Raw genomic sequence first — 12,139 nt, forward strand, 5'->3', positions numbered from 1 at the left:
AAAAAAATTAGCGAATCCCTTGCCAATCCTGATCAAGTTTGCTAATTTATTTAGGCGCTGAAAACAGCAGCGCCTAAAAACCCTAGCCGGGATAGCTCAGCCGGTAGAGCAGAGGACTGAAAATCCTCGTGTCGGCGGTTCAAGTCCGCCTCCTGGCATTACTGAAAAATCAAAAATTGCGCTCATAGATTCTTCTATCTTGAGTGTTATCTTTCGATCCCTGTTGTCTCCTCAACGACTAAAATATGAGTAGGGCAATAGCCCTGATCAGGTAATAGGGTCAACGATTGATCGCAGCCTAACAACCAAGAATGAACGGCAACAGAGTAAAAGACCAAGCGGTCTGCTGATGTTGAATGTTGCGGTTGCCGGGCTGGGCATGAGCGATTGTTTCCCACTTGCCTCTAAATCTTGAACAGGTTGAGAGCCAAAAGCCGATCGGGTGATCAAAAGGCTTTTGGCAAAATGTGCATTGCAAAATGTTCACTTTGAAAACATGCACTTTGAAAACGTGCATTCTAGAGTCCGCCTGCTGCTGCTTGATCGACCGGGATCCATCAACACCCACTCAAGAACGCGACCAGATTGAGTGCTTTAGACTCAGCAAGGTTGAGCAAGGCTTAGTAGGGATATTGAGAAAAACCCAGAGCCATTAGGGTTTCCAGCCAGCAAAGTCATAAAAATATAACAATTGATTGCCAACGGCCCCACCACTAACAATGACACCCTCTCCCATCGCCTCCATGCCCCCACGGTCGATCGACTCACACCAGATTTCGCGTATCTACACTGATGGGGCTTGCTCTGGTAATCCAGGGCCCGGCGGTTGGGGTGTTTTAGTGCGATTTTCAAATAGCTCTTGTCATGAACTGGGTGGAGGTACTTCCAACACAACTAATAATCGGATGGAAATGCAAGCCGCCATTGAAGCGCTGCAATTCTGGCATCAATACGGCCAAGGCGAGTCAATCACTTTACTAACGGACAGTCAGTACGTTATTAAAGGGATTACAGAGTGGGTGCGAAACTGGCGACGAAAAGGCTGGAAAACTGCCAGCGGGCAACCGGTGCTCAACCGAGATCTTTGGGAGCGTCTGGATGCTTTGAACAACCCCGCTGTGCGCTGGGAATACGTGCGCGGCCACTCGGGCGAGGCGGGAAATGAACGATGTGATGAAATTGCCCGCGTTTTTGCGGCCGGCCGATCGCCTAAATTAGATCAATTGAAGCTAGAGATTTTCGATCGCTCGGAGTTTCCGGAATCGGAGCCTGCGAGTAAATCCCATCTTGACGCTTCAGACACAACTACAGTCTCGATAGCAGCTATACCTGAAACCATGTCTGAACCTGTTTTGGATCAACTGGCGATCGCGCCAACGGATGCCGATCTGCGCGACGTGCGTGTGGGTCAATTGCGCAACTTGATCGAAACCCTGCGCATTGCGGATGAGGTCGCCGATCGAGGATATCTGATTGCCAGCTCGGAATTGGCTGATCTGATGGACGTTAACGCCAGTGCCGTGACCAGTCGGGGTGAAAACTGGGTCTGGCGGAACTGGATTGTGACTCGCGTGCGACGTGAGGGCAACCAAATTCTGTGGCAATTGGAACGGATCCTCGAAGATGACTAAACGAGGTGCTTGGCTAGTTCAAGTCTAAGGACGCTGAGGCGCTGATCCGCTTTAGCATCCTCAACCCGAGTAACCAAACACATCTCGTTTGCAGTAACCGCACCGCCCTCCATGACGATCCCTCGCAGTCTTTTGCACCAATCGTTCATGACCGGCTCTCAACTACTCTGCCGTGTCTTGTGAGCCAATCGCGATGGACACAACCGCATTGGAGTATGACCCTGCTGTGGGCGGGTCTTCCCCAGTGGCGATCGCTCGCCGAAACACATACCAAGTGAAAACGAAAGCTCTCGCCCTGGGGTTTCATCAGGTGGGAATAGCAGCTATAAGCTCAGAGTACCCACCCTTACCATCGGCCGTATCAGCCCTCCAACGCTGGCTCGATCGCGGGTTTGCCGCCGAAATGAAATGGATGGCGGCTCCCAAGCGATTTGATGCGCGAGAATTTATGCCCGAGGCGCGATCGGTCATTTGCGTTGCCCTGAATTACTACAGCCCTGAACAGCGGCCCCTCGAACAGCGGCCCCTCGAACAGCGGCCCTTAGACCCATCCTTTTCTCAAGCTGAGTCAGCGATCGAGCCTGCCCCAGCTCAGCCCGAACTTAACCAGCCCGAACTTAACCAGCCCCAATTTGACCAGCCCCAATTTGGCAAAATTGCCCGCTATGCCTGGGGACGGGATTACCACCGAGTTTTGGAAACCCGCCTGAAGGCCCTGGCTCAGTGGTTAGTGACGTTGGATCCCCGCGCACAGAGCCGCTGGGCTGTGGACAGCAGCCCGGTGCAGGACAAGGCCTGGGCCCAGGAGGCGGGTTTGGGGTGGATTGGCAAAAATGGCAATTTAATTACGCGCCAGTATGGCTCCTGGGTGTTTTTGGGGGAGCTGTTCACCACGCTGGAATTATTGCCCGATCGCCCACATACCAGCCATTGCGGCACTTGTACCCGTTGTCTGGAGGCTTGCCCCACGGGGGCGATTCCCGAGCCGTTTGTGGTGGATGCTAACCGCTGCATTGCCTACCACACGATCGAGAACCGCGCGGAGACCCTGCCTTCGGAAATTGCCGAGAACCTTCAGGGTTGGGTTGCGGGCTGCGACATTTGCCAAGATGTTTGCCCCTGGAATCAACGATTTGCCCAGCCGACGGATATTGAAGACTTTCGACCGCGATCGGGGGTGGTGGCTCCGCGCTTGGATCAGCTTGCTCAGCTCAGCGATGAGGCTTGGGATCAAGCCTTCCGGGGATCCGCTTTACGACGCATTAAGCCTGCGATGTGGCGACGAAACGCCCGTGCTAGTCTGAAATTAGACCCGAATGTTTCGTTTCAAGCTTCGTCGTTGTCTCTGCCCCGATCGGCCGATCTCCCTCCCGATCGCCCCATCGATCCCTCCATTGATCCCCAACTGGATTCTGAGTCTCATCCTTGAACGCCCATCACGTGCTTGCGTCTACGGCGGCGGCCGGCGGGCCGCAGTCCTTGCCCACCAGTGCTGCATTGGTTGATCCTCAGCACTTGCGGTTAATTTTGTTCGATTTTGATGGCACGTTGGCAGACTCCTTTCAGGCGGTGGTTGAAATTCTCGATCGCCTCTCGGGACGCTTTGGCTATCCCCGTTTGACCCCGGAACGAATTGCCCGACTGCGGGATTGCGATTCCCGCATGGTGCTGCAAAACAGCAATGTGCCCCCTTGGCAGCGCCCTTGGCTGATCTATTGCCTGAAACGGGAACTCCAGGCCGATTTGCATCGCCTCCAGCCCATTCAGGGCATTGAGGACGTGTTGCGGGAACTGCGATCGGCGGGCTACCGGCTGGGGATTGTGACTTCCAACCAGCGATCGACCGTCGATCGATTCCTCACCCTGATGGGCTGGCGGCACTATTTCACCTGGATTGATGCCAGTTTGCGTCTGTTTAGCAAGGATCGCGCCATCTCGCGGGTGCGGCGGCAGGCCGGCCTTCAGCGCGAAGCCGTTGCCTACGTGGGCGACGAAACAAGGGATGTGGAAGCGGCCCGCCGATCGGGCGTGGTCAGCCTTTCCGTGGCTTGGGGGTTTAATTCTGAACGAGCGTTGCGCAACAGCCAGCCGGATATGCTGTTTCAGCATCCTCAGGAGCTGTTAACTTGGGTGCGATCGACCGCTGCGGCCTCGGAAAAATCCCAAACTCATGCCTAAACGAGCTGGGCGAATGCAGCGTTAATTCCCGGGGCGATCGGGCATGAATGCATAGGTTTAATCAACGGTCAAATAACGGTGAATTAAGCAGAGATTAATCCTTGTATGGGGATCGAAATTCCCCGGCAGCGGTAAACTCAGACAGCATTCTTTGGCGACAGTGGCGGGCTGTGGGCTACCTCGTTGTGATTGCCCATTTCCAGCATCGCGTCACCAGGAATTCAACCTAACAATCTCAACTGACTACACAAGGGGCAACCGCATGACGCGCGCCATTATGGAAACCGCCAAGGGCACGATTCATATCGAGCTGTTCGATAATGATGCTCCCAACACGGTGAAAAACTTCGTGGATCTGTCGGAAAAGGGCTTTTACGATGGTCTGACCTTCCACCGCGTAATCCCCAATTTTGTGATCCAAGGTGGCTGTCCCAATGGTGATGGTCGTGGTGGCCCGGGCTACACGATCAAGTGCGAAATTAATTCGAACAAGCACATGGCGGGGAGCCTGTCGATGGCCCATGCCGGTCGCGACACGGGTGGCAGCCAATTCTTCATTTGCCATTCGCCCCAGTCGCACTTGGACGGTGTGCATACGGTGTTTGGTCGTACGGAGGACATGGATGTGGTGAATGCAATCCGTGCCAATGACAAGATTCTGTCTGTGAAAATTGAGCACTAGGCTCTAGCTTCAGAATCAAAAACCAGGATTCAAAATGAGGGTCTTAAACCCTTAATTCTGGTGTTGCAAAATCGCGAGGGCAAGGGGCTGAAGCCCCTTGTCTTTTCTGGGTTTGTGCTGGAATTTGACTGGACTGAAGTTTGATTAAATTTTGGGTGATTCTACTGAGTGGAATTGGTTGGGTTGTCTTTGCTGAATGGTGCTTTCAGAAAATTGTATTGATGAGTTGGACTAAAGGGGCGATCGCCTAGGTTTCTCGGAGCACATAGCCCACGCCGCGCACGGTTTGGATCAGGCGTTTTTGGCTTTCGTCTTCAAGCTTCAGGCGTAAATAGCGCACATAGACTTCGATGATGTTTGACTCGCCCATGAAGTCGTAGCCCCAAACATTTTCGAGAATTTGCTCGCGGGTGAGCACTTCGCGCGGGTTTTCCATTAGGTAGCGCAATAGCTCAAATTCCTTCATGGTTAGGGCGATCGTGTGGCCGTTGCGGATGGCCGTGCGGCGATCGAGATCTAGGGCCAAATCGGCAAAGTGCAACAGGGGTGTACCCGTTTCCGTGGGGCGTAGATAAAGCCGCACCAATTCCAGTAATTTTTCACTGCGATAGGGCTTGAGCAAATAGTCATCGGCCCCGGCTTCCAGGCAAGCGGCCCGGTCTTCCACTTCATCGCGGGCCATGATCAACAACACGGGGGCCACGTTCCCCAACTCCCGCAGTTGATTGCATAGCCACAACCCCGATTCGCCGGGAACCAACAGCCGATCGACCACAATCAGGGAGACGGGCAAGTCTCGCGCATAGGTCAAACCGGCTTGGGCATCCTTGGCCGTGGCGACGGCATACCCGGCGTTTTTGAGATCCGTCATGGCCCGATCGAGGATCGAATCATCACTTTCCACGAGCAAGATCGGAGCGTTGAGCGTGCTAGTGGGTGGGGCGATCGAGGATTCAGTTCCGGCCATAGGACGCGACAAGAAAACAGCAACAATCAGTCAAAATCCAAGCAGTCAAGCTCAAGGCAAACAAGACCAAAACAAAGATAATTTAAACTCCAAAGATAACCATAGGAAGGGCAATTGAAGGGCAATTTCTGGATTAAGCAGCATCCAAAATCTGCACATCATTGGCCGATGGTTCGCTGAAGTTAAGCATCCAGCAAAACAGATTCGGCTCGATTCGATCGTACTCCGGTTTTCGTTCAACTTCAGTGCCCACAGGATTCAAAGAGGTGGCGCAGGGCGATCGCAACGATCGCGAGGACTGCCCCCAGCTGATCGAAAAATCCCACCCCCTTGAGCGTCCGACTGGTTAGACAATAAGGGTTCGCCCTCTCAGCTTATTTCCAGCCAGGATTTCCCATGACGCAGATTTCCAATGCACCGACGCTTGCGGCCCAAGATTGGATCCCTACTGATTTGGTGTCTGATTTGCCCCTGGCGATCGCCGGTCGCACCTTTCGATCGCGCCTGATGACCGGCACGGGTAAATATCGCAGCATCGAGCAAATGCAGGCCTGTATTGCCGCGAGTGACTGCGAAATTGTGACTGTGGCCGTGCGCCGGGTGCAAACCCAAGCCCCAGGCCATGAAGGCTTGGCTGAGGCGATCGACTGGTCAAAAATTTGGATGCTGCCCAACACGGCCGGCTGTCAAACGGCCGATGAGGCGATTCGGGTGGCGCGGCTGGGGCGCGAGATGGCCAAGCTGCTGGGCCAAGAGGACAACAACTTTGTGAAGTTGGAAGTGATCCCCGATTTGAAATACCTGCTGCCCGACCCGATCGAAACCTTGCGGGCCGCCGAACAGTTGGTGAAAGAAGGCTTCGCCGTATTGCCCTACATCAACGCCGACCCGCTTTTGGCCAAGCATTTGGAAGAGGCGGGCTGCGCCACCGTGATGCCCTTGGGTTCCCCGATCGGGTCGGGCCAGGGCCTGAAAAACGCCGCCAATATTCAAATCATTGTGGAAAACGCCAAGGTTCCCGTGGTGGTGGATGCGGGGATTGGCACGCCCAGCGAAGCCACCCAGGCGATGGAACTGGGGGCTTCGGCCGTGTTGATTAACACCGCGATCGCCCAGGCCCAAAACCCCGCCGCCATGGCGCGGGCCATGGCCCTGGGTACGGCGGCCGGTCGGTTGGGCTATTTAGCCGGGCGAATTCCGGTGAAGGGATTGGCTAGCGCTAGCTCACCCCTGACCGGTTTGGTGACCAGCAGCTAAGGATGACTCTTGACCGGGGCCGGTCGATGTTTGTTACAGTGGCGAATTAATGCTGTGTTGCTAACAATTGCAAAGGACTGTAACAAATGCCTTACACCACGGAAGATGGCGGTCGCCTGAATAATTTCGCCAAAGAACCGAAGATGTATACCGCTGACACGCCCTCTTCAACGGAAAAGCGGAACTATGTGGTTTTGGGCGCTCTGGGTCTGGGATTGGTGCTCGGGGTGATGGCGATCGCCTTTGTGGTGTCCTAGGGGCCAACCATCGGATCATCCGAATCATCCAGATTGCTGTGGGGTTGGGGTGCGGCCGTGCCGTGCCCCATTGTTTTGGGACTGGAGACCTATGAAGGTTGGTGTGGTTGGCTTGGGGTTGATTGGTGGGTCGCTGGGCTTGGCCTTGCGGCCCTTGGGGCACGAAATTCTGGGGGTGGCGCGGCGGCCGGAAACGGCGGCCCGGGCGATCGAGCTGGGCATTGCCGATCGGGCGGGTTGTGAACTGTCGCTGCTGGCCGAAGCCGATTTAGTGGTGTTGTGTACGCCGATCGGGGCGATCGAACCGACGGTGCGCCAACTAATTCCCCACCTCAACTCCGACACGGTGCTGACCGATGTGGGGTCGGTGAAACAGGCGATCGTCCAGGCGATCGAACCCCTGTGGCCCAACTTTGTCGGGGCCCATCCGATGGCGGGCACGGCGGACAGCGGCATCGAAGCGGCCCTGCCGGACTTGTTTGTGGGTCGTCCCTTCGCGATTACGCCCACCGATCGCACCCCCACCGAGGCGATCGCCCGGGTCACGGCGATCGCGCAGGATTTGCGATCGACCCTGTACCGCTGCACCCCGGAACAACACGATCGGGCCGTGGCTTGGATTTCCCACTTGCCCGTGGCGATTAGCGCCAGCCTGATTGCGGCCTGCGGGGCGGAACAAGATCCCGAAACCCTGGCATTGGCTCAATCCTTGGCTAGTTCGGGATTTCGGGACACCAGCCGGGTCGGCGGTGGCAATCCAGAACTGGGGGTGATGATGGCCCAATTCAACCGGCCGGAATTGCTGCGATCGCTCCAGCGCTATCGTGACCAACTGGATCAGATCATCGGGGCGATCGATCAACAGGATTGGACCGCGCTCCAGACCTGCTATGAACAAACCCAACAGGCGCGATCGGCCTTTGTCGATTAAGCAACCCAATCTGGTAGGGGCGCAACGCTTGCGCCCTCAATCAATTCAACCCAATCCGGTAGGGGCGCAACGCTTGCGCCCTCAGTAATTGCGGCTCAATCGATCGAGGGCGCACATCGGTGCGCCCCTACGGGAATTGGGGGTTGATTTCCCTTTTTTTAAAACGATTCAAGACAACCATAATTTTTGGATTTTTCGGGTTCCTATGACTGCTTCCGCCGATCGCGTCCAAGGCATCTTTAACCGGATTGCGCCCGTTTATGACGATCTCAACGATTGGTTGAGCTTTGGGCTGCATCGGGTTTGGAAACAGATGACCGTGAAATGGAGCGGCGCAAAACCCGGCGATCGCGCGTTGGATCTTTGCTGTGGCAGCGGTGACTTGGCCCTGCGGTTGGCGGCGGCGGTGGGCCCCAGCGGTCAGGTGGTGGGGGCGGACTTTTCGGCGCAAATGCTCGATCGCGCTCGGGAGCGACCCCAGGGGTTTCGGCCGTTGGCCCCGATCGCCTGGGTGGAAGCGGATGCGCTGGATTTGCCCTTTGCCGATCGGGAATTTGACTGCGCCACGGTGGGCTATGGCTTGCGGAATGTGACCGACTTTGACCAAGCCCTGCGGGAGCTATATCGCGTTCTGAAACCCGGCGCGACCTTGGCGGCTTTGGATTTCCATCGGCCCGACAGCGCGATCGCCCAGCAATTTCAGCAACTCTATCTCGATCGGCTGGTGGTTCCCGTCGCCCAGCAATTTGGCACAACGGCTGAATACGAATACATCCTGCCCAGTTTGCAGCGGTTTCCCGTGGGACGCGAGCAGGTGCAGCGGGCCCAGGTGATCGGCTTTCGATCAGTGCGGCACTATCCCTTGGTGGGCGGCTTGATGGGCGTGTTGGTGGCGACCAAGCCCTAGGGCAGATCCAGTAGCCACTCGGAGGCGCGATCGCCCAGGTCGATCGGAATGCTCACGGCCTTGCCCTGCCGGGGCCGGTTCTTAGTGGTCTCAATAAACGATCGCACCTGTTCCGCCGCGCCCCAGCCTTGGATGTAGGTGGCCACCGTGGACAGATGCTCAAAATATTCCGCTTCCGTCATCGGAAACGACATCTGTTCCAGGTAGCGCCACATCACCTGCACAAAAATTTTGTCTTTGATTTTGCGGACTTGCACATCGTAGGAAAAGCCCCACTTGTCCACAATCCATTGGTGTAAGTCCTGACCAGTCATGGCGCGATCGAGTGATGGTGATAAAGGGTGTGGCGGGGGTTGGGTCGGTTTGAAACCGGCCCCAGGACAACAAGGGGCTTTAGGGCCTGTCGTCATTTCTCGATGTGAGGCTGAAATGGTTAATTTTCCGTGCCCCAATCGTCGCAACAAGGGGCTTAAGCCCCTTGTCCTCCACGAGATCGTAACGGTGGAATCAGGGTTTTAGACGATTCAATGGCAGGTTCTCAGCCCCTTGTTGAGGGAGATGAATTATTATTTGTAACGCAATATGAAGTTTTATACGGATCTGTTGCGACCGCCCGATCGCCCCTCAGCAACGCGATCACCTGGCCCGAGAGATGCAATAATACCCTAGCAATTGCGGTGGCTTTGTTTGACCCGTTCAAACCCCACCCTTGCAGTCATACAATCTTTAAGATTCGTTATAGAACCCCCAAGAGAAGGCACGCGAGTAGGCATTATGGCTCAAGCTTCCAGCCCTGCGGACGTACCCAGCATGGGTCGCCGCCAGTTCATGAATTTTCTGACCTTTGGCTCGGCAACGGGTATCGCCCTGGGCGCGCTTTACCCCGTTGTGCGCTACTTCATTCCTCCTTCGACCGGTGGTACTGGTGGCGGCGTAGCGGCTAAGGATGCTCTGGGCAACAGCGTTAAACTCAGCTCGTTCCTGGCCGAGCACAACGTGGGCGATCGGGTGTTGGTGCAAGGCCTCAAGGGCGACCCCACCTACCTCATCGTCAACAGCAAAGACGCGATCGCCGACTACGGTCTGAACGCCGTTTGCACCCACCTGGGCTGCGTGGTGCCCTGGAACGCCAGCGCCAATAAATTTATTTGCCCTTGCCACGGTTCCCAGTACAACAACGAAGGCAAAGTTGTCCGCGGCCCCGCGCCCCTGTCCCTCGCCTTGGCCCACGTGTCGGTTGATGACGACAACGTGAGCCTCAGCCCCTGGCCGGAAACCGACTTCCGCACCGGCGAAGAACCCTGGTGGTCGTAATTTCTACAATTGCTCATCAATATCGCGGCTGACCGTACTTTTTAGACAACTCATGAAGACTGCTTTCAAGGTTTTGACTCGCGGTGCGATCGCCGCGATCGCCGCGATCGCCCTGTTGATCGGTGGCGACTTCGTAGCTCCCCAGGCTGCCATGGCCTATCCGTTCTGGGCCCAACAAGTGGCTCCGGCAACCCCCCGGGAAGCCACGGGCCGAATCGTTTGCGCCAACTGTCACCTGGCTAAGAAAGAAACGATCGTGGAAGTGCCCCAATCGGTACTGCCCGACACCGTGTTTGAAGCCGTGGTGAAAATCCCCTACGACACCAGCGTGCAGCAAGTGACCGGCACGGGTGAACCCGGCCCCCTGAACGTGGGTGCGGTGTTGATGCTGCCCGACGGCTTCAAGATTGCCCCCGAAGACCGCATTCCTGAAGAACTGAAGGAAAAGACCGAAGGCCTGTTCTACCAGTCCTACGCGGATGGTCAAGATAACGTGGTGATCGTAGGCCCGCTGCCCGGCGATCAATACCAAGAAATCGTGTTCCCCGTGCTGTCGCCCAACCCCGCTGAGGACAAGGCGATCAAGTTCGGCAAGTACGCCGTGCATGTGGGTGGCAACCGTGGCCGCGGCCAGGTTTACCCCACGGGTGACAAGAGCAACAACACGGTCTACAACGCTTCGGCGGCTGGCACGATCGGCTCGATCGCCAAGACCGATGACGGTGGCTACCTCGTGACCATCATCAAGGAAGATGGCTCGGCGGTGGAAGATGCTATCCCCGCTGGCCCGCAACCGATCGTCAAGGAAGGCGATGTGGTGACGGCTGGTCAAGCAATTACCAACGATCCGAACGTGGGCGGCTTTGGCCAAACCGACACGGAAATCGTGCTGCAAGATCCCAACCGCGTCCTGGGTTTGCTGGCCCTGTTTGTGGCGGTGATGATCACCCAAATCCTGTTGGTGCTGAAGAAGAAACAGGTGGAAAAGGTACAAGCCGCCGAAATGAACTTCTAGGATTTGCTGCCTAGGTTCCTTCGTGCCTTCATTGCCCGATCGCAAAGCCCCTGCTCAGTTCGTGAGTGGGGGCTTTGTTTTGGGGGTAATCAACGGTTCAAGCTTGGTTTGGGTTTCAAAAACAGCCTAGTTGCCCATGGCTTCAAAAAACGCCTGGGCATTTTGGGACGGGATAATCCGCACCCGCGATAGCCACTCGTCTTCCCGTTCCGAAAGAACCGAAAGAAACTCATCAAAATCCACCACCTGAATTTGAACAGTGGCGGCTAGCTCGGGATTTTGCTCTGCAAAGGTTTTGGCTACCACTTCTGCTTGGGCCCGATCCATATAGAAGCGAATTTCTTCCGTTCCATCCCGATCGACCGTGACATAGGTAGGGGCTGACCCATCGCTTGCGGTGACCAAAAATAGTGGAATTCCCTGCAATTTTTCCGGCGGTTGTTGATTTAATGCCAACAGTTCCCGGGCTAATTTCACCTCTTCCAAATCAGGGATTAGTTGCAATTGATATTCGGTGGATGGCTTCTGCAACAGCTCATAGATTGCCGACAGGGGAATGGCATTGACCCGTAATTCACTGGATGAACTCACGGCTCCTGCTTGCAGTCGCTTCAGCCACTCTTGGGCATCTTGCGGGTTCAAAAACATCCGAGCCACCGTTGTGCGCTGGCCATCGGCATTTCCCACATCAATCAGGGCGGGCGTACCTTGGGCATCGGTGAGGGCAAAAACCGGCACGGCTTCTAATTTGCGGGCAATTTCCTCCGGGGGCAGCGCTGCCAAGGGGCCGATCGCGGCCAACCAAGCCAGGGAGCCGATCGCCCAGCCTCCAGCCAAGTGCCGCCAGTTCGATCGCACTGACTGCCAACGCTCTCGCAATCCCAAACTCACCATCGTCCATTCCATCCTGTTGATCAAACCGTTCATGCGCCCGGTTCCATGCCCAGGGCGATTCCCAAACCAGTCTAGGAGCTAACCCAACGTCAGTTCGGGATAAGGG

At 56.0% G+C, this 12,139-nt stretch carries 12 protein-coding genes, 1 tRNA gene and 1 pseudogene; 11 read left to right on the top strand and 3 right to left on the bottom strand.

Annotated elements, in window-relative coordinates:
- The first annotated feature begins 85 nt into the window (after positions 1 to 85).
- The 5 genes and pseudogenes from AMR42_RS15175 to AMR42_RS15195 all read left to right on the top strand — a co-directional run bounded on the left by AMR42_RS15175 (position 86) and on the right by AMR42_RS15195 (position 4,491).
- A tRNA-Phe gene (locus tag AMR42_RS15175) sits at positions 86 to 158 on the top strand.
- Positions 159 to 719: 561 nt separating this feature from the next.
- Entirely contained in the window at positions 720 to 1,631 is a 912-nt protein-coding gene (gene rnhA, locus AMR42_RS15180) for a ribonuclease HI (RefSeq protein WP_234407032.1), read from the top strand.
- 193 nt (positions 1,632 to 1,824) lie between these two features.
- A pseudogene (queG, locus tag AMR42_RS15185) lies at positions 1,825 to 2,934 on the top strand (tRNA epoxyqueuosine(34) reductase QueG); the annotation flags it as partial.
- 122 nt (positions 2,935 to 3,056) lie between these two features.
- Entirely contained in the window at positions 3,057 to 3,809 is a 753-nt protein-coding gene (locus tag AMR42_RS15190; RefSeq protein WP_099534503.1) for an HAD-IA family hydrolase, read from the top strand.
- A 262-nt stretch (positions 3,810 to 4,071) separates the two neighbouring features.
- On the top strand, positions 4,072 to 4,491 hold the full coding sequence (locus tag AMR42_RS15195) for a peptidylprolyl isomerase (protein WP_099534504.1): 420 nt from the start codon (positions 4,072 to 4,074) through the stop codon (positions 4,489 to 4,491).
- A 247-nt stretch (positions 4,492 to 4,738) separates the two neighbouring features.
- On the opposite strand, the gene nblR is transcribed toward AMR42_RS15195, so the two are convergent.
- On the bottom strand, positions 4,739 to 5,458 hold the full coding sequence (gene nblR, locus AMR42_RS15200; RefSeq protein WP_099534505.1) for a response regulator transcription factor NblR: 720 nt from the start codon (positions 5,456 to 5,458) through the stop codon (positions 4,739 to 4,741).
- Between the two features lie 396 nt (positions 5,459 to 5,854).
- Between nblR and AMR42_RS15205 the strand changes: the two genes are divergently transcribed.
- The 4 genes from AMR42_RS15205 (at position 5,855) to ubiE (ending at position 8,810) form a co-directional block, all read left to right on the top strand.
- Positions 5,855 to 6,715 carry a thiazole synthase gene (locus tag AMR42_RS15205; RefSeq protein WP_099534506.1) on the top strand — a complete coding sequence of 287 codons (861 nt, stop codon included), beginning with the start codon at positions 5,855 to 5,857 and terminating at the stop codon, positions 6,713 to 6,715.
- 86 nt (positions 6,716 to 6,801) lie between these two features.
- Positions 6,802 to 6,972, top strand: a complete 171-nt coding sequence (locus tag AMR42_RS20010) for a photosystem II assembly protein Psb34 (protein ID WP_143473129.1) — start codon at positions 6,802 to 6,804, stop codon at positions 6,970 to 6,972.
- A gap of 91 nt (positions 6,973 to 7,063) precedes the next feature.
- Entirely contained in the window at positions 7,064 to 7,903 is an 840-nt protein-coding gene (locus tag AMR42_RS15210; RefSeq protein ID WP_099534507.1) for a prephenate/arogenate dehydrogenase, read from the top strand.
- Between the two features lie 205 nt (positions 7,904 to 8,108).
- Positions 8,109 to 8,810, top strand: coding sequence for a bifunctional demethylmenaquinone methyltransferase/2-methoxy-6-polyprenyl-1,4-benzoquinol methylase UbiE (gene ubiE, locus AMR42_RS15215; RefSeq protein ID WP_099534515.1), 702 nt, complete (start codon positions 8,109 to 8,111; stop codon positions 8,808 to 8,810).
- Here the strand turns inward: ubiE and AMR42_RS15220 are convergent.
- Positions 8,807 to 9,124, bottom strand: a complete 318-nt coding sequence (locus tag AMR42_RS15220) for a DUF3067 family protein (protein ID WP_099534508.1) — start codon at positions 9,122 to 9,124, stop codon at positions 8,807 to 8,809. The two genes, ubiE and AMR42_RS15220, sit on opposite strands and share 4 nt — an antisense overlap.
- Before the next feature lie 460 nt (positions 9,125 to 9,584).
- On the opposite strand from AMR42_RS15220, the gene petC reads away from it, so the two are divergent.
- Entirely contained in the window at positions 9,585 to 10,124 is a 540-nt protein-coding gene (petC, locus tag AMR42_RS15225; RefSeq protein ID WP_099534509.1) for a cytochrome b6-f complex iron-sulfur subunit, read from the top strand.
- Positions 10,125 to 10,176: 52 nt separating this feature from the next.
- A complete protein-coding gene (gene petA, locus AMR42_RS15230; protein WP_099534510.1) occupies positions 10,177 to 11,139 on the top strand; it encodes a cytochrome f in 963 nt (320 codons plus the stop codon).
- 126 nt (positions 11,140 to 11,265) lie between these two features.
- On the opposite strand, the gene AMR42_RS15235 is transcribed toward petA, so the two are convergent.
- Positions 11,266 to 12,045 (bottom strand): Tic22 family protein, encoded by a 780-nt coding sequence (locus AMR42_RS15235; protein ID WP_158234502.1) that lies wholly within the window; start codon positions 12,043 to 12,045, stop codon positions 11,266 to 11,268.
- Positions 12,046 to 12,139 lie beyond the last annotated feature (94 nt).

This window comes from Limnothrix sp. PR1529, assembly GCF_002742025.1.
GTDB lineage: Bacteria > Cyanobacteriota > Cyanobacteriia > CACIAM-69d > CACIAM-69d > CACIAM-69d.